The sequence below is a fragment of the Micromonospora sp. WMMD956 genome, from assembly GCF_029626125.1.
Lineage (GTDB): Bacteria > Actinomycetota > Actinomycetes > Mycobacteriales > Micromonosporaceae > Micromonospora > Micromonospora carbonacea.
Map to the genome: position 1 here is coordinate 3456777 of NZ_JARUBI010000005.1, position 16980 is coordinate 3473756.

Here is a 16980-nt window from a genome sequence, read left to right on the forward strand (position 1 = left end):
CTGGAGAAGCGGACAACCGGCGTGATGAGGGCGGGCAGCGAGGCACCCAGGTGGTTGCGTAGCGTCGTCGAGCAGCCCGAGGCGGGCGATCACCTCAGCCGTGCGGAAGATGCGTTGCCGGCCCCTCCCAGCCACTCGGACAGGACACGGGTCTTGCCGATGCCAGGGTCGCCCTGCATCAGCACCGTGCCGGCGGTGCCGCCGGTCACCACCGGTCCAGCGCGGGTCTGCCAGGGCGGGAAGTCGCTCGGTAGGTACCGCCACGCGCAGCCGGTACGCGCCACGTACAGGATGCCGTCGACGATCGCCCGACGAGGTGCCTTCCGGTCTGCCCATCCACTGCGGCGACGGCAGCGCGGTACCGGGTATCCGATCATCATGCCGTCCCCAGCGCCGGATCCCCTCTTGTCGCAAGGGACCTGGCCACGGACAGCCAGGCGTGGGTGGCCATCGCGAGGTGACGTGGGCGTACCAGGCCCGCCAGTCACGTACCTGGTACTCGTCGAGGCCGGCTTCGTTCTTGGCCCGCTGGAAGCACTCCTCGATCGCCCACCTCGCCCCGGCGACACGGGCGAGGGTGACCAGCCGTGGCCCGTGCGCTTCGGCGCCGGCACCACGCCGAGCAGGCGGAGCAGGCGGAGCAGCAATCAACTCCTCCGCGCGGGCGCGCGGTCAGGGTCGGCGGGCGGATGGGACAGGTCCGCGAGGCGGATCGGCCTGACCGGACGGGGCGGGAAGGCGAAGGGTGAACACGGCTCCCGTCCCGGTGGTGCCGGAGACCTCCGCGGTGCCGCCGTGCGCTTCGGCGATCTTGCGGACGATGGCGAGCCCGAGGCCGCTGCCGCCCGTCCGCCGGCTGCGGGACTTCTCGGCCCGCCAGAACCGTTCGAAGACCAGGTCACGGTGTTCCACCGGGATGCCCGGCCCGGTGTCGGCCACGACGATCTCGGCGTAGGGGGCCCGGTGCCGCGCGCCGAGGGTGACCCGGCCGCCGGCGGGCGTGTGCCGGATCGCGTTGGTGACCAGGTTGCCGACGGCCTGCCGGAGCCGGATCGGGTCGGCGTCGAGCGTGCCGGGCGCGGCCTCGACGGCCAGCACGACCCCGGCGGCCTCGGCGGCGGGGGCGAAGGCGTCCGCGACCTCCCGGAGCAGTTCGGCCACCTCGACCGGTCTCCGGCGCAGCTTCAGCTCGCCCGCGTCGGCCGCGGCGAGGTCCTGAAGGTCGTCGATGACGTGCTGGAGCAGCAGCGCCTCATCCAGCAGCGAGCTGACCAGGTCCACGTCCAGCTCGACCACCCCGTCCTCGGCCGCCTCCAACCAGCCGCGGATGTTCGTCACCGGCGTGCGCATCTCGTGGGCGATGTCGCCGACCATGTCACGGCGCAACTGCTCGACCCGGCTCCGCTGCTCGGCCATCTCGTTGAACGCGGTGCCGAGCCGGGCGATCTCGTCGCGTCCGCAGACCCGGACCCGCGCCGTGGTGTCGCCGTTGCGCATCCGGCCGGCCGCGGCGGTCAACGCGTGCAGCGGTCGGACCAGGCGTAGTCCCACCAGCACGGTGACGCCGACCGCGACGAGCAGCACCAGCCCGGCCACCCCGAAGATCCGCAGCCGGTTGGCCGGGGTGAGGTCGAAGGCTCCGACCGGCGTCGGCGCGCCCGGGTCGGTGACGAACAGCAGCACGGGCGGCGCGACGTGCGCGGCGAGCTGGGCGCGCCGGGCGTCGAGGACGCAGCCGTCGACGTCGGCGCGCTGTTCGGAGGTGACCGTGCCGGCCCCGACCGGGGTCCACCGCCCACCGAGGCCGATCCGCACCGCCGGCGCCCGCTGGCGGCCCAGGCAGGTGTCGACCAGGTCGTCGAGCTGATCCAGCGCTCTCCGCTCGGTGGCGGTGGGCGCGGCCAGCGCGTCGAGCTCCTCCGCGCACCCGGTGTCGCCGGTGACGGCGACGCCTCGGGACTCGATGCGGGGCCGACCGCCGGGGTCGACGACGAGCTCCGCGTCGCCGTACGTCGGCGGAGACGTCTCCGCCACGATCATCGGGACCGGGGTGGTGAGCCCGACCGGGCCGCGCAGACAGTCCCGGGCCCGTTCGGCCAGCCTGCGCAGCGCGGCTCGTTCGGCGTCCGGCAGCAGGTACGGGCCGGTCGCCCGGATGTCGATGCCGTCGCGTCCCGCCGTCGCGGCCAGGTCGGCGTCGACGTCGAGGGGGTCGACGGTGGCGGAGGCCCGCTGCGGCAGGGTCCCCTCGCCGGAGGAGGCGATCGGGGTGCGGTCGCGGCCGGTCAGGACGACCCGCCGCTCGGTGTCCGCCGCGAGGGACCGCACCAGGGGCAGCACGTCCGTCCAGTCCCGGTGGGTCGCGCCGTGCCCGAGCAGGGCGTCGTAGATCCGCGCGTCGTCGGCGAGTGCCCGGCCGCGTTCCTGTTGGAGCGCCCGCGTCGTGTCACGTACGGCGAGCCAGGCGGTCGCCGAGATCGAGAGTACGGAGATCACCACGCTGAGGGCGAGCAGCCGGACCAGGAGGCTGCCGCGCCCGTGCCGCTCAGCCATCGGCGAGCTTGTATCCAATGCCGTAGACGGTGAGCAGCCGTTCCGGGCGACGGGGATTCGCCTCGATCTTCCGGCGCAGGTTCATCACGTGTACGTCGACCGTGCGGGCCGTGATGTACGAGTCGAGCCCGTGCAGCCGGCGGAGCAACTGGTCGCGGCTGAACACCCTGCCCGGCTCCGCCGTGAACGCGCTCAACAGGGCGAATTCGCCCGGCGTGCACGACACCGGGGCGCCCGCGACGGTGACCTCGTGGCGTACCGGGTCGAGGAGGAGGTCGCCCACCCGCAGCACCGGCGCGACGGGCCGCGCGGCCACGGACCGGGTCCGGCGGAGCAGGGTGCGCACCCTTGCCGCCAGTTCCCGCGGGCTGTACGGCTTCGTCAGGTAGTCGTCGGCGCCCAGGTCCAGGCCCAGCAGCAGGTCGTCCTCGGCGCCCCGGGCGGTGACCATCAGCACCGGCACCTCCGAGTCGCGACGCAGGATGCGGCACACGTCGAGCCCGTCGACGCGCGGCATCATGACGTCCAGCACCAGCAGGTCCGGCGGGCAGTGGCGGATCTCGTCCAGGGCGGCCCGGCCGTCGTGGACCACCGACACCCGGTGGCCCTCGTGCTCCAGGTATCGCCGGAGCAGTTCGGCCTGCTTGGGGTCGTCCTCGGCGACCAGCACGTTCGCACTCACGGTGGAGAGTCTACGAGGCGCCCGAGCAGGGAAAACAGGTCGAGAACGGGACCACCACCGGATCACAACAGGTCTCTGACAAGTGACCGTCAGGCTCTGCGGTCATGGCACGAACACTCGTCTCGCTTCCGAACCCCGCCCCCGACGGCCCGCCGCCGGCCCGGGGCGGCGGAATCCCGGTCCCTGCCAAGGAGAAGAAGTTGGCACTGTTGAAGGGCCTGGTCGCGGTGGCTCTGGCCGCGGCCGGCCTCGTGCCCGCGTCACCCGCCCAGGCGAAGGACCGCAACTATCCGGTTAAGTCGCTCGACTACACCCTCGGCGACACCGCCTTCACGGTCGCCGGTTTCCACACCGACGGCCCGGACTCGCCCCTGGCACCGATCGAGTTGACCGGCAACGTGCACTACCCGGCCACCGGCAGGGGACCGTTTCCGCTGGTGGTGCTCTCCCATGGCTACTGGTCCACGTGCGCGGACCAGGCCGCCGAGGACGAGGCGAAGCGCGTCGAGGCGGAGTCGCCGGACGACTACTACGAGGATCCGCGCTGGTTGGCTGCCACCGGCCGGCTCTCGCAGTGGCCCTGCGCGCCCGGCGTCGCGGCGCTGCCCAGCTATCGGGGCTACGACTACCTCGCCCGGGAGCTCGCCGCTCAGGGCATGGTCGTCATTTCGATCAGCGCGAACGGAATCAACGCCGGCCAGATCGGCACCGAGTCCGACAACGCGCGCGCGAAGCTCATCAACAAGCACCTCGCGCTCTGGACCGAACTGGCCCGTACGGGCCGGGGCGCCCTGGTCGGCCACTTCAGCGGCCCGACCCCGAAGCTCACCGGCAAGATCGACTTCTCCCGCACCGGGACGCTCGGCCACTCACGTGGCGGCCGCGCGGTGGCCTGGCACGCCGCCGACGTCCACCGCGCCGACCTTCCGGCAGGCGTGCGGGTGGCCGGAGTCCTCGCCCTCGCCGCCGCCGGTCCGGGCGCGGCCACCAACCCGGGTTCCCCGGATGCCAAGTTCTACCGGGTGACCTCGGCGCCCCTCGCGGTCTGGGTCGGCGGCTGCGACAGCGAGCAGGGCCTCGACTACGCGAAGCTGGCAACCGGGCACACCCACAAGCCGATCTACACCTGGCACGTCCGCGGCGCCAACCACAACTTCCTCAACACCCAGTGGTCTCCCGAGAGCGGGCAGGTCGGCGCGGTCGACGACCAGGGCTTCGCCCCGGCGCCGGGCTGGTGCGGCACCCCGATCATCCCGGACTGGGACCCGGACAGCGGCACCCCGGAGCCGCCGATCGAGTGGACGCACGTGACCCGCAAACTGACCGAGACCGAACAGCGCCAGGTCAGCACCGGGTACGTCACCGCGTTCTTCCGTTCCGCGCTGCTGGGCGACCGGCAGGCCGACAAGGTCATCAGCGGTCGCGTCGACCCGTACGCCTCTTTCACGGTGGTCGACGCCGAGAAAATCGTCCCCCAGCGTCGCTGAGGATCGAGGTAGCCGGCACGGCCGGTGAAGCCCGACTCGTCGAGTCGGGGAGGAGCTAGCTCCCCGCGCATGCGAGGGGTGATCGCTTTCACGGCCAACCGCCGCGACCCGACGGGTCCTGCCCGGCCGATGTGACCGTAGCCCGTCCGGGGCGTGGTCACATCGGCCGGCTTGTTGTTTGCGTAGGGAGAGGGTCTGCCAGACGAACGGCCCTGTCTCACATTCGGCCCTGTCTCACATTCGGTGTGATGGAGGGTGGTGGTAAGTCGAGCAGGATGCGGTGTCGCAGGAGGGCGAAGACGCCCGCGCGTCCGTACATTGTCGTCTGATCAGTTTGGTTGTGGTTCTGTGAGCTGGTCAGAGTTGGGTACGGCTGCCAGCGCACACGCGCCGATCTCGACCTACGCACGGCGACTGCCCGCTCGACTTCGCGGCGATCAAGATCGGGACGTTGCGTGACGGGTGTTGCTGAGCCGTCTGCTCCTCGACGTGCGGATTGGTCGATGACAGCGCGTCGTAGCCCGCGTACGTTGACGCCGTGGCGACTTTGTGGACCCTGGGATGCGATGCCGACGATCCTCACCGGATCGCTGCCTTCTGGGCACGAGCCCTCGGCTATGTCAAGGAACCCGGTTTCGACGAGCCGGACAACGCCTCCATCGTCGATCCCGATGGCCGGGGCCCTGCCATCGGTTTCCTGAAGGTGCCCGAGGGAAAGTCCGGCAAGAACCGTATGCATATCGATATCCGGGTGGCCGGTCCAGGCCCCTGGGACATGGTCGAGCGCGCCCGACTAATCCGGCAGAAAGTGCCCGACCTGGTTGCCGCCGGCGCGACGGTGGTCCGCGAGGAGTGGTACGGCGATGTCCTCGGGCATGTCGTCATGCAGGACCCCGAGGGCAACGAGTTCTGCGTAGCTTGATGCCACGACCAGCGCTGAATGCGACATCCGCGATCTGGTGCAGGGCCCCACGCGCTCCCGCCGTAATCGAGGGTCGGCACGAACAACCCGAACCTGACCTCATGCCACGCGCCGTCCGGGAACACCATTCCGGCTGTCACGACCGCCAGTCTCCCGACCGACGGGCAGTACGTCGAGCGAGATCCGACCACCTCCGGCCAGCCCGCTGTAGCGGGAGCCCTAGATGCTCTTCGATGATGTGAGCGGCGTGTGCTCTCCAGCGGATGCCAGCCCGGGTCACCCGGTGCCGACGCGGGTCACCGCAGCCGCTCGTGGTCGCAAAGCGGGGGTTCGTGTGCTCGGGCTGTGGTCCTGGGCTGGGCGAACAGGGGGGCCGGGCGATGTGGGTGAACGCAGGCCACTCCCTGCCACCCCAGGTGAACCCCCAGGTCGCTAGACTAGGCCCTCGCGCCCCCGTAGCTCAGGGGATAGAGCATCGGTTTCCTAACCGGACGCTCCGCCGGTATCCACAGGCCGACGACCTGCGGCTTTTTGTTTTCCGCCGGTGCGTGCCGGTCGCTTCGCGGGATTGCTGCGATCGCTTGCCGAAGATCAGCTGGAACGTTGTGGGTCCTGCGGGTGCGGCTTAACGTTGCCGCGAGTGGGGACCGAGTCATCTTTCCTCGTCGTCGAGCAGTTCGCGGCGCCACTCCGCGAATCGGCCTCGGAGATCGTCCAGCGCTGGGCCGGTGACGCCGTACTGGGCGAAGTCGTCGGGGTCGAGATGGGTGGCCTGTCCGAGGGCATCGGCGAAGATGCGCGGGTCGAAGCCACGGTCGGCGCGCTGGGCGAGGGTGAGGAGAGTTTCGCGGGTGTAGCGGCCGGATCGGAGGGTGGCGTCGATGTCGATGAAGTCCCGGGCGAACGCGCGCCCGTAGAGGGCGCTCATCTTGTTCGCGACCGCGTCGTCGGGGTGGAGGACCGGCCCGATCGCCATGAGGATCGGTTCGTTGGCGCGCCAGTCCACGCCGAGTTCGACCTTGGAAACCCGCACGCCGTCGGTGACGGCCAGCCGGGCGAAGGTTTCGTACTGGCGCTCGGTCTCGACGATCAGGCCGTCGTCTCGGTAGGCGTGCACGACGGCGGCGACCGCGGCGGTGAACTCGTCGCGGCGGTCCCAGGCGGTGAACAGGTCGACGTCCTCGCTGGGCCGCTCAAGCAGCCCGGCGGCCTGGACCGCGTAACCGCCGGCCAGCGCGAAGCCGTATCGATCGGCCGCCGCGAGCCCGGTACGGGCGAGGCGTTCGTGAAAGGGGTCCACCGCTACGCTGCGTCGCTACGGGTGGCGGCGAGTTCGGGGAAGGCTTCCTCCCAGCGCCGGCGGAGCTGGGGTGGCAGCCAGAGGGCGGGCCAGAGCCGCCGGAGGAGGTCCGCATGGAGCCAGGTGTTCAGATCCTCGACCGTGCTGGCTTCGGCGAGTACCACCTTGTACATGCTGGCCAGGCGTGTGGGCCGGTTCAGGTCGTATTCGGCGTGCCCGGACCAGTCGAGATGACGCGGAAGCGTCACCGTGCCTTCGGTCGGGCCGTGCAGCGCGGCGAGGGTTTCGGCCACCACGTATGGCCTGCGGTCACCGTAGGGTCGGTAGTCGGCCGGCGGCTGGGGTGGTGTCCGGCGTCGGCTGATGTTGGTGGCCCGTCGGACTTCCGGTCGTAGCGCCTGACGGATCGTCTCCCGGCTGTAGCCGGTGACCCGCTGCAGATCCACCGGCCGCCAGCCGGCCGCGTGGAACGCCCGTAGCTGCTCGTCCCGCTCGGTCAATGCCTGCGCCCGCGTCGCCTCGTACCGGGAGACAACCGCATGTAGCTCATCTTCGGAGAACCGGCCCATGCCTGCCAGCCTACTACGCTAGGCCAAGCACGCTTGGCTCTTCGTCATGCCCGGGCAACTGGGCGGGACCAGGCATGGTGATCGGGATCGGATGCACTCATGTTCGGGTGAAGCCGAGGGCCCGGTATCCGGGCATACGGCGTTGGAGTGAGGCGGCGAGGATGGGGGTGGCCGGGTCGTGGTAGTCGTGGACCTCGGCGACGTCCTTGCCGGGCGCGGCGCGGATGACACGGCCGGCGCATTGGACGAGTAGGCCGTCGTAGGAGATCGGACCGGCGAGGAAGAGCGTGTCGAGGGCAGGGGCGTCGAAGCCTTCACCGATGAACGGTGTGGTGCCGATGACGAGTAGGCCGTCGCCGGTCTTGGCGCCGTCGAGCCGGTCAACGATGATCCGCCGTTCGCCGGTGCTCATCGCGCCTTGGAGCACGAGCGCCTGATGTCCGTGTGCGGCGAGCAGGGCGGTGAGAGCCTCGACCTGGGCGACCCGCCGGGTCAGGACGAGACAGTTGCGACCGCGGGTCAGGGCAACGGCGACATCGTCGGTGATCTGGGTGTTGCGGGGCTCGTCGAGGGCCAGTCGCCGGTGCACCTCGGCGAGCGCGCCGGGGGCGTCAAGGTCGATGTCGCCGGGCTGGAAGGTGGTCTCGTGGATGAACAGCGCTCGTCGGGGTCCGGCGTCGATGTGCATCGCTGCCGCGAGGGTGCCTTGTTCCTCGTCGGTCAGGGTGTGCCGGACGGGTCCGAGTTGCCAGGTGACGAGTTGGCCGAGGCCGTCGCGTCGGGTGGGGGTGGCGGTGAGACCGAGCCAGAACTGTGCGGCGATCCGTTTGACCGAGTGCTCGTACGCGGCGGCGCCGAGGTGGTGGCATTCGTCGATGATGACGTGCCCGTACCCCTGGGTCAGGGTGGCGACGTCGTCGCGCCGGGCGAGGGAGGGCAGCAACGCGATGTCCACCGTGCCGGTGAGCTTGCGTCGGCCGCCGCCGAGTTGACCCGGCTTGATGCCGAGGAACTGCTCGACGCGGGTGCGCCACTGGTCGGCGAGGGCTTTGCGGTCGACGAGGACCAGGGTGGAGGTGTTGCGTTCGGCGATCACGGCGCAGGCTATGACGGTCTTACCGGAGCCTGGTGGAGCGACCAGGACCCCCTCGTCGTGGGCGAGAAGCGCGCCGACCGCGGTGGCCTGCTTGCCGGTGAGTTCGGCGGTGAACGCGGCGTCGATCTCGGTCCCGGGGTTTCGTGCGTCCGAGACGGCCAGCCGGGACCCGGCGCGCTCGACGATCGTGGCGATGGTGTGCCGCAGGCCCCGCGGGAGGACCGGTGATCATCGAGGGTGAGGTCGTAGCCCTGGATGAAGCGCGGGGTGTCCCACGTGGACTTGCGGAGTCTCTGCAACTCGTAGAACTTCGGGTTGACCATGGCAGCGGCGTGCTTGAACGTCGCCAGTGCGGCGGGGGTGAGCTGTCCGGCGTCGATGGTCAGCCCGGCACCAGTCTCCGCGTGGACCACCGGAGGCAGCGGAGGATGGACCTGCGTCGCGGCGGACTGGCTCATCGCGGCGACGTCGGCACCGGTGACGGCTTGCTTGGCCTGCCGGGCGACGTGTTCGGCGTCGCCGGGGCTGAGCCGGTCCAGCGTCGACAGGAACGCCCACTGGTCGGTGTACGGCTCGAGGGTGCCGAGGTCGAGGAAGGTGGTCAGTCCATCCTTGCGGCGGCGTCCCTGAAGCGGTGCGGCGATGAGGTTGCCGAAGCCACCCTCGGGCAGGACGTCCTGGTTGGGGAACAGCCGGTCATACGACCGCAGGTTCATCGACCCGCGCAGCACCATCGCCTCGCGCAACAGGACCGTGCCGACGGCGCGCGGTGGCCGCGGGAACAGCGCCGGTGAAGAAGATCCACACGTGGGCGCCGCGGCCTGACTGGGAGATCTCCATCGCGGCGGGCACCGCGCTGGCTCGTGCCGCTTTCACGTAGGCGAGGGCGTCGAGCATCGCCGTCGGCCCGTCGAAGTCGGCCACGACGAAGTGGCAGGTGTTGCCGGGCATCAGCGGGTACAGGCCCATGAACACGTCGCCGACCAGATGCGCCGCGACGACCTCCGTCGTCCGGGGCAGGTGGGCGGCGCCCCGCCGGTCCATACCCTTACGCCAACCGCCGGCGACCGCGGGCATCCACCCGGCAGCGCCGGTACGGGCGTTGTCCCACCGCACGGCGTACACATCGGCCCGGGCCCGGAACCGGTCGGCGAACAGCGCCAGCTTGTCCTGCGTGGGCGAAGCCATGGTGACCAGCCCCGGCGGCTCCACCGGCGCGGACAACTGCGCCGGCGCCGCAGACGTGTCCTGACCACGCAACTCCAGCAGACGCCCCAGCCGGGCGTTCTCCGCCCGTAACCGCTCCACCTCCCGCCGAAGATCGACGAACTCGGCCACCGAACCCATGCCGACCATCCTCGCGCATCTGGCTCCGAACACCCCGGCACCGGTCCGCTATCCTGCGCCGATGGCATCGAAGCGGAGTACCGCGCTCGAGGCGATGATCGAGGAAGCCACCGTCGACACGGACGGTCACGAGGACGAGCGTGCCGGCCTGTTCACCATGATCGAGGAGCATCTGGCGGTGCCGTTCACCACCACCGTCCTCGGCGTCGAGGTCACCGTAGGCAAGGTCGAGCTGGCAGCGGACAGCATCGTCGCGGTCTGCGCCCGGGGCCGCCACCGGCACGAGTCGGCCTTCTCGACCTGCCGCTACCCACCCCTATGCCGGACGGTGCCGCGTGGATCGACGCCTACCGGCACTGGGCCGGAAGGTAGGCCGCGATGAGCGAGTACCAGTACTACGAGTTCGCCGCCGTCGATCGGCCCCTCACCGGCCGGGAGCGGGCCGAGCTGCGGTCGCTGTCGACCCGCGCCGACATCACCGCCACCAGCTTTGTGAACACCTACGAGTGGGGCAACTTCAAGGGCGACCCGCGCACGCTGATGGAACGGTACTTCGACGCGCACCTGTACCTGGCGAACTGGGGCACCCGCCAGCTGATGCTCCGGCTACCGAAACACGTGCTCGACCCCGCCACCGCCGCCCAGTACTGCCAGGGTGACAGCGCGTCCGCGTGGACCGCCGGCAAGCACATCATCATCGACCTGCATGACGAGGACGAGGACGGCGCCGACGAGTGGGACCTCGACGGCCACGGTCTACTCACCTCCATCATCCCGGTCCGGGCCAGCCTCACCGCCGGAGACCTGCGCCTGCTCTACCTGGCCTGGCTGCGCTGCGTACAGTCCGAGGACATCGCCGACGACGAGCCCGAACCGCCCGTCCCCGCCGGGCTGGACACCCTCGACGCGGTCCTCACCGCCCTGGCTGAGTTCCTGCGCATCGACCCTGACCTGATCGCTGCTGCGGCGGCCGGGTCGGCGCCGGCCGCCTCCGGTGAACCGACCGCTGCGCAACTACGCACCTGGGTCGTCGGGCTGCCCGCTCGGGACAAGGACGCCATCCTGACCGACCTGATCACCGGCGGCGACAGCCCTTGTCCGTGACCGCAAGACCTTTATCCGACCGGCACCGGTGATCCGCGCCGCGGCCTGAACCAGACCGCTCCCCGCCGACGAGACCCCACTCCCGCCGGCCGATCCACCCTGCCCACCAAGATCAACCGGAGCCACATGGAGACTCGAGCTGTGGTCCTGGGCTGGGTAAACGGGGGTTCGGGTGACGCGGGTGAACGTGGGCCACTCCCTGCCACCCCAGGTGAACCCCCAGGTCGCTAGACTAGGCCCTCGCGCCCCCGTAGCTCAGGGGATAGAGCATCGGTTTCCTAACCGGACGCTCCGCCGGTATCCGCAGGCCGATGACCCGCGGCTTTCTGTTTTCTGCCGGTGCGTGCCGGTCGCTTCGCGGGCTTGCTGCGATCGCTTGCCGAAGATCAGCTGGAACGTGCGAGGCCGGTGCGGGCTGCGTTGTGGCGTATGGCGCGGAGCCGGGCGTGCTCGTCGTGAGGTGCGGCGGGACCAGCACGCCGCAGCCGGCACAAGTCAGCACGACTTCGGGTACGTGTTCACCCGCGCCGACGGCCCGTCGATCAACCCGAACTACGCCACCACCCGCTTCCGCAAGCTCGGCCAAGGCGCCAGGCTGCCACTGGTGCGGGTGCATGACTGCGGAACGTGGCCGCGTCGCTCGCACACGAGTCCGGCCCGACCTGAGATCCTGCTCGACCATTCAAGCATCATGATCACCGCAGACACCCCTACATCAGGTTTCCGCCCCAGCTGCACCGGCACGGCTCCACCGCCACCGCCAGCTTGGGTCCTCATCGCCACCCGGCGCACTCCGCAAGAAGATCCAGGACAAGGCCCGGGAAAACGCCCAGCCCGCCGACCGGGTCTACGAGGCAGTCACGGCTGATAAAGATCGAGTCCATCTACTAAAGGCACTCATCGAACGCCTGGGGGGATCGTCTTTGACCAGCCGGCCTGTGATCGACCAGCACTTGTTGGACCTGCACGCCTAGGTCGAGGACAACCTCAAGAATGCGACCAATGAGAACGGCTGGGGCCTCGGACGTCTCTTGCAGCTCGACCTGGAAATCTTGGCGTGGGAGCAGTGCATCGCGGGGCACAGCAGGAGGGTGACGGCCATCAGCGCGCCGATGATCACCGTGACGGTGGCACCTCCAAGCCCTTAGGCTTTGAGAGCGGGGGTACTCACGGGTGGAGCGCAATTCGGCGATTCGCATGGGTGGGGGCAGGTCGGTCCAGGGCGCCGTCGCTTAGTGTGATCGGGCTATATTCCAACCATGGCGGAATACGACGGATCAGCCCCCGGGGTACGCGAGCTGACGGCGCTGACCCTCAACAAGATCTCGGTCGGGCCGGGCGACAACAACTGCTACCTGCTGCGCTGCCGCGCGACGGGTGCCCAGTTGATGGTGGACGCGGCGAACGAGCCGGAGCGGCTGCTGGAGCTGTGCGGCGGGCGGCTCGACGCGGTGGTCACCACCCACCACCACTGGGACCACTGGGAGCACGGCCTGCCCGACGTCGTCTCGGCCACCGGGGCGCGCACCTACGCCGGCGCACCCGACGTGGACGGCATCACCGTCCCGACCGACGTGCCCCTGGCCGACGGCGACGTCATCCGCTGCGGCGAGATCGCCCTCAAGGTCATCCGGCTGACGGGCCACACGCCCGGCGGCGTCGCCCTGCTGTACGACGACCCGGGAGGCCACCCGCACCTGTTCACCGGCGACTCGCTCTTCCCCGGAGGAGTCGGCAACACCTTCGGCAACGCCGACGACTTCGCGTCGCTGTTCACCGACGTCAAGACGAAGGTCTTCGACCGGCTGCCGGACGACACGTGGGTCTACCCGGGCCACGGCCGCGACACCACGCTGGGCGCGGAACGGCCGGCGCTGGAGGAGTGGCGCACCCGAGGCTGGTGAATCAGCGTCGGGCCGGCTAGAGGAACGCCACGCCGTCCGCAAGCCGCCGGACGATGCACTCCAGGTCACGTACACGCTGCTCCAGCCGCGCCAGTTCCGCAACCGGATCTCCGCCGAGGAGGTCGCCGACAGCGATACTGCCGCCGTCGACCGACCCAATGACGTCCCGCAGCCCGGTCATGCGGACGGCGCCGTCGACGGCCGCCACGACGATGCCCGTCGCGGCGGCCTCGACGACAGTCCCGGGCGCCACCGGCCAGCCCGGGGCCGGATCGCGGAACGCTGACGACACGAACAGCTGGACTTCACGCCACGTCGTCCACGCACCGGGCGCGGGCGGACCCCAGGCGCGGACAAGGCGGATAATCCGGTCGGTGGGCATTGACCAGTCCAGCCGGGTCGGCAGCGCGAGGCAAGGAAGGGCAGGCTGTTCCCGCCTCGCGCCGTCTGAAAGGCGGACAGCCTCCACTGGCGATCCGCATGGTCCGCCGAGGCACGGAGCGAGCAACCGGATGGCTGCCTCCCCGGCGTCGCGCAGGCCCCCCTCGGGCAGCAGGCGGAGCTGGTGTACGCAGCGGGTCCCGGGCACGCGATCGACGACGAGCGTGACCACGTCCATGCCTGCGGCCAGGGCCCAGGGCAGCGGATCCGCGCCACGGTCAATGCTGCTGCCTATCACACTGACGACGACGGACGGCACCGCCGGACGGTCCCCGGAGCCGGCCGGCGGGCCGAGCGACAGCAGGCGATGACCCGGCGCGTCTGGGAAGGCCGGCTCCTCGACGTCGTCCCGGTGTCCGCGGACGTCCAACCCGCGTAGCGCCGACACGGCCCGCGCCGCGCGGGCGGCCTCAGCGTCAACGACGGCGCCCACCACCCTCGGGCCTCCCGGAAGTTGGCACAGAGCGGAGAGCAGGGCGAGCCCGGAGTAGCCCCGGCCCCACGCGAGGACTTCCATCTACGACTCCAAAGGTTGGGGTAAACCATCGGCGATCCGCCACAAGACGGCCGCTTCGCTCAGTCTCCCGATGGCTTGGTCGACCTGCCGGGCGGACACCCGTTCCAGCTCGGCCCTTGGTGCCGGCGGGGCGTCCTCGCCGGCCGCTGCACGGAGGACCTGCCCCGCCAGGCCGAGGGGAGTCTGCGACTCGAAGCTCCGGTCAAGGTACAACCGCTCGCGGAGCCGGCTGAGCTCCGCCGGTGCCATCGGGCCGCCAGCCCGCAGGCCGCCGTGCAGGGCGGCACCGAGCCGCGCTGCCGAGGTCACCTGGCCCCAACTCAGCATGGTTAGCCGAGCCTGCCGGCCGACGAGCATGGCGGACCCGACGATCCGCCCGCCCGACGGCGACGAGAGCCGGTCGAGGTGCCCGTGCGGCTCGGTCAGGTACAGGTGGGCCAACCGTTCGGCGAGATGATCGTGAGGGTCCGTCGGGCGCGCGGCCAGCATGGTCATGGCCAGTGTCCCGGAGAGGGCGGCCTCGGGACCCGCCGGAGGGCGGTCGACCACCGACCGCTTCGCCAGCGTCAGGTGGTACGGCGGTTCCGGCGGATGAGCCTTGAGGAAGCGCCCGACCTCGGCTCCGGGGATCGGAGAGGTGACAGCCAGCAGGCAGTGCTGCGGCTGGTACGCGTCCCGCAGGAAATTGTCGACGTCCTTTGAGGTCAGTGAGCGTATCGAGTCCGGCGTGGCAGCGCCGACCGCAGCTAGGTCCGAGCCTGCGGCGGCGACGGAGGCGAGGAGCGGACCTAGGCGCAGCGCAGGCCGCCCCACGGCGCGCGCCAGCTCGACCACGACGGCCTGCCGCTCATGGGCGAGCCGCGTGTCGGTCAGCCGACCGTGGTGCAGAACCGCCAACGCCTGTCCGAGGGCGTCGCGCCAGTGTTCGGCCGGTACACATAGCCGGTAGTCGGTCCAGGCGACCTCCGTCCGGCCGGCGAGCGGTGGAAGCGACGGCGCACGCGTGGCAGCATGGGCGACCCGCTCGTGCTCCACCAGGTGGGCCAGGCCCGCCCGATCGTAGGGGTCGTCGCCCGAGCCGCGCAGAACCCGCAAGTGCACCGCCACGCTGCGCTGCCAGGGCACGCGCACCAGGAGGACGCGCAGGCCGGACGATGCGAGTTCCGTCAGTCCGAGCCGCTCCTCCTCGACCCGGACCTGCGTACCGGTCAGTTCCACGCCTCGGCCCCCGCGCGGATGGCGTCGTCGAGGCCGCCGACGATGGCGCGGGCCCGCCCACCCGTCGGCACCGGCGGCCGGGACGCGAGTTCCTCGGCCCGGGCGTCGGCCGAGGAGTGCACCTCCGCCAGCGTGAGCTGGCCCAGCGAGGCACGCCGGTGCTCGTCCAGGCGGGCGAAGGGCTGGTCCAGCGCGGTCACGACGCGCTGCTTCGCCCGTCGGGCGGCGGCCTGCCACTGGTCGGCGCTCGACGCTGGCAGGCGGTCCACCACCTCGCCCAACAGCCGGGCGCAGTCCAGGGCGTGGTCGCGGTCGGTGTTCGCGCAGGCCCACAACACGGCGTTACCGTGCTCCAGCCCGCCCGCAGCCCCGGCGGCGTAGACGAGGCCGCGGGCGGCGCGAAGCTCCGCCCCGAGCAGCCCGTCGGTGCCGCTGCCCAGCAACTCCCTTATCACGGCCAGAGCAACCTCGTCGACCTCGACCGGGTCGAAGCCGACGAGTACCCCGACGACGAACTGGGACCAGGGCCGGTCGACGAGCGCGCACGGTCCGCCCCGCACCCGGCGGTCGTCCGCGCGCTCAGCCTGGGCTGTGCGCGGCCTCAGCGGCACCGGGCCTGCCGCAGCGTCGAGGACCGTCAGCTCAGCGCGCGGTACGACCTCCGTGAGGTAGTCGGCCAGGGTGGAACAGTCGATCGCCGCGACACCGTCCGCTCCGGCTTCCCCGCCGCACGGCTCCGGCTCGCCCCAGGCTGCCGCGTGCAGGGCCCGCCGGATGGCCGTCGTCGGATCGGCCTGCTGGCGGGCGACGCCGGCCAGGTGCGCCGCCGTCACCGCTCGGAGCAGCTCCGGTTGCGGGGCGGGTCGCGCCACATCGGCGAGCCGGGCGGCGGCGTCGGCCGTGAGCCCCGGGGCCCAGAAGGAGAAACAGGACCACGGGCCGAGAAGGGCGTGCCTGAGCTTCCAGTAGCGAGTCGCGGCGTACTGTCCGACCGAATCCGACCTGGGGTCCGCGAGGTACCGGGCGGCCACGGCCGCCAGGCCCGAGGGCAGGGCCGGTGCGTCGGGGAACGGTAAATCCCAGCCGACGACCCGCGCGCGAGGCACCACGATCACGTCCGGCGTGCTCAGCACGCTGCCTCCGGTTGGTTCCCGGGACCGGGGCGCCACGCGCCGCGGGCCAAGGCCGGCGACAGCAGGACGACACCAGCCAGGGTAGCGGCCGTACCCGCGACCACCGCCGTGGCGCCGGGCCCCAGTGCCGTGGAGAGCGCGGCCAGGGTGCCGTGCGACAGAGCCAGGGCGAGGTTCATCCATGCGCGCCGTGCGGCGAAGACCCGACCCATCGCGTCGACGCGGACCCGGTCGGAGTAGACCACGGTTGTCGCCGTGACGATTAGGACGTTGACCGCGCCGGCGAGCATCCCGCCGAGCACGCAGGCCACGGGATGCAGGGCGACCACCTGCCAGAGCACCACGCCGACGCCGCAGCAGCCGATCGCCCCGGCCAAGAGGAGTGCGCGGGGATGCCCGCCGAACCGCCGTACCACGAACAGCGAACAGACGAGCCAGCCGAACCCCAGCCCGCCGACGTAAAGCCCGCTGAGGTCGGCCCCGATGCTGCCTTCCGCGATGACGACGGCCAGCGTGGTGAGGCCACCGCAGCAGAGGAAATAGCTGATCTCGACCAGGGACGCCAGTCGGAGGCGGCGGTCCGCCGCCACGGATCTGACCGCGTCGACCAGCGCAGCCCGGACTCCCGCTAGGACTCCGACCGCGGGGCAGGACGGCAGGAAGGCCGTCAGCACGCTGCTGACCACGAAGGACGTGAGAGGGTGGTT

15 protein-coding genes and 3 pseudogenes are annotated in these 16980 nt (G+C 71.0%); 5 read left to right on the top strand and 13 right to left on the bottom strand.

What is annotated here, in order from left to right:
* Positions 1-224: 224 nt before the first annotated feature.
* The 4 genes and pseudogenes from O7628_RS15890 to O7628_RS15905 all read right to left on the bottom strand — a co-directional run.
* Positions 225-317, bottom strand: a pseudogene (locus O7628_RS15890) (transposase); the annotation flags it as partial.
* Positions 318-376: 59 nt separating this feature from the next.
* Positions 377-576, bottom strand: a pseudogene (locus O7628_RS15895) (IS701 family transposase); the annotation flags it as partial.
* A gap of 96 nt (positions 577-672) precedes the next feature.
* Positions 673-2553: an ATP-binding protein gene (locus O7628_RS15900; RefSeq protein ID WP_278131511.1), complete on the bottom strand. Its 1881-nt coding sequence runs from the start codon at positions 2551-2553 to the stop codon at positions 673-675.
* On the bottom strand, positions 2546-3235 hold the full coding sequence (locus O7628_RS15905; protein ID WP_278131512.1) for a response regulator transcription factor: 690 nt from the start codon (positions 3233-3235) through the stop codon (positions 2546-2548). The genes O7628_RS15900 and O7628_RS15905 overlap by 8 nt, the downstream gene beginning before the upstream one ends.
* Positions 3236-3435: 200 nt before the next feature.
* On the opposite strand from O7628_RS15905, the gene O7628_RS15910 reads away from it, so the two are divergent.
* Both O7628_RS15910 and O7628_RS15915 read left to right on the top strand, forming a co-directional pair.
* Positions 3436-4722 (top strand): hypothetical protein, encoded by a 1287-nt coding sequence (locus O7628_RS15910; protein ID WP_278131514.1) that lies wholly within the window; start codon positions 3436-3438, stop codon positions 4720-4722.
* A 538-nt stretch (positions 4723-5260) separates the two neighbouring features.
* Positions 5261-5644, top strand: a complete 384-nt coding sequence (locus tag O7628_RS15915) for a VOC family protein (RefSeq protein ID WP_278131516.1) — start codon at positions 5261-5263, stop codon at positions 5642-5644.
* 652 nt (positions 5645-6296) lie between these two features.
* Here O7628_RS15915 and O7628_RS15920 read toward each other — a convergent pair.
* From O7628_RS15920 to O7628_RS15940, 5 genes are all read right to left on the bottom strand, one after another.
* Positions 6297-6944, bottom strand: coding sequence for a nucleotidyl transferase AbiEii/AbiGii toxin family protein (locus tag O7628_RS15920; RefSeq protein WP_278131518.1), 648 nt, complete (start codon positions 6942-6944; stop codon positions 6297-6299).
* 2 nt (positions 6945-6946) lie between these two features.
* Positions 6947-7513: a hypothetical protein gene (locus tag O7628_RS15925; protein WP_278131521.1), complete on the bottom strand. Its 567-nt coding sequence runs from the start codon at positions 7511-7513 to the stop codon at positions 6947-6949.
* A 97-nt stretch (positions 7514-7610) separates the two neighbouring features.
* Positions 7611-8735, bottom strand: coding sequence for a DEAD/DEAH box helicase (locus O7628_RS15930; RefSeq protein ID WP_347405237.1), 1125 nt, complete (start codon positions 8733-8735; stop codon positions 7611-7613).
* Positions 8618-9355 (bottom strand): hypothetical protein, encoded by a 738-nt coding sequence (locus O7628_RS15935; RefSeq protein ID WP_278131523.1) that lies wholly within the window; start codon positions 9353-9355, stop codon positions 8618-8620. The genes O7628_RS15930 and O7628_RS15935 overlap by 118 nt, the downstream gene beginning before the upstream one ends.
* Positions 9306-9956, bottom strand: a complete 651-nt coding sequence (locus tag O7628_RS15940) for a hypothetical protein (RefSeq protein WP_278131525.1) — start codon at positions 9954-9956, stop codon at positions 9306-9308. The genes O7628_RS15935 and O7628_RS15940 overlap by 50 nt, the downstream gene beginning before the upstream one ends.
* Positions 9957-10017: 61 nt before the next feature.
* On the opposite strand from O7628_RS15940, the pseudogene O7628_RS15945 reads away from it, so the two are divergent.
* The 3 genes and pseudogenes from O7628_RS15945 (at position 10018) to O7628_RS15955 (ending at position 12964) form a co-directional block, all read left to right on the top strand.
* Positions 10018-10328: pseudogene (locus tag O7628_RS15945) on the top strand (hypothetical protein).
* Between the two features lie 6 nt (positions 10329-10334).
* The gene (locus O7628_RS15950; RefSeq protein WP_278131529.1) at positions 10335-11060 is read left to right on the top strand and encodes a hypothetical protein; all 726 of its coding nucleotides are present in this window, start codon (positions 10335-10337) and stop codon (positions 11058-11060) included.
* Positions 11061-12319: 1259 nt separating this feature from the next.
* On the top strand, positions 12320-12964 hold the full coding sequence (locus tag O7628_RS15955; protein WP_278131530.1) for an MBL fold metallo-hydrolase: 645 nt from the start codon (positions 12320-12322) through the stop codon (positions 12962-12964).
* Positions 12965-12980: 16 nt separating this feature from the next.
* Here O7628_RS15955 and O7628_RS15960 read toward each other — a convergent pair whose 3' ends face one another.
* The 4 genes from O7628_RS15960 to O7628_RS15975 are packed head-to-tail and all read right to left on the bottom strand — an operon-like array spanning position 12981 to position 16959.
* The gene (locus tag O7628_RS15960) at positions 12981-13922 is read right to left on the bottom strand and encodes a hypothetical protein (RefSeq protein WP_278131531.1); all 942 of its coding nucleotides are present in this window, start codon (positions 13920-13922) and stop codon (positions 12981-12983) included.
* Positions 13923-15140, bottom strand: coding sequence for a hypothetical protein (locus O7628_RS15965; RefSeq protein WP_278131533.1), 1218 nt, complete (start codon positions 15138-15140; stop codon positions 13923-13925).
* Positions 15131-16273: a hypothetical protein gene (locus O7628_RS15970; protein ID WP_278131536.1), complete on the bottom strand. Its 1143-nt coding sequence runs from the start codon at positions 16271-16273 to the stop codon at positions 15131-15133. The genes O7628_RS15965 and O7628_RS15970 overlap by 10 nt, the downstream gene beginning before the upstream one ends.
* Positions 16267-16959: a hypothetical protein gene (locus O7628_RS15975; RefSeq protein WP_278131537.1), complete on the bottom strand. Its 693-nt coding sequence runs from the start codon at positions 16957-16959 to the stop codon at positions 16267-16269. Before O7628_RS15975 ends, O7628_RS15970 begins: the two co-directional genes overlap by 7 nt.
* Positions 16960-16980: the final 21 nt, after the last annotated feature.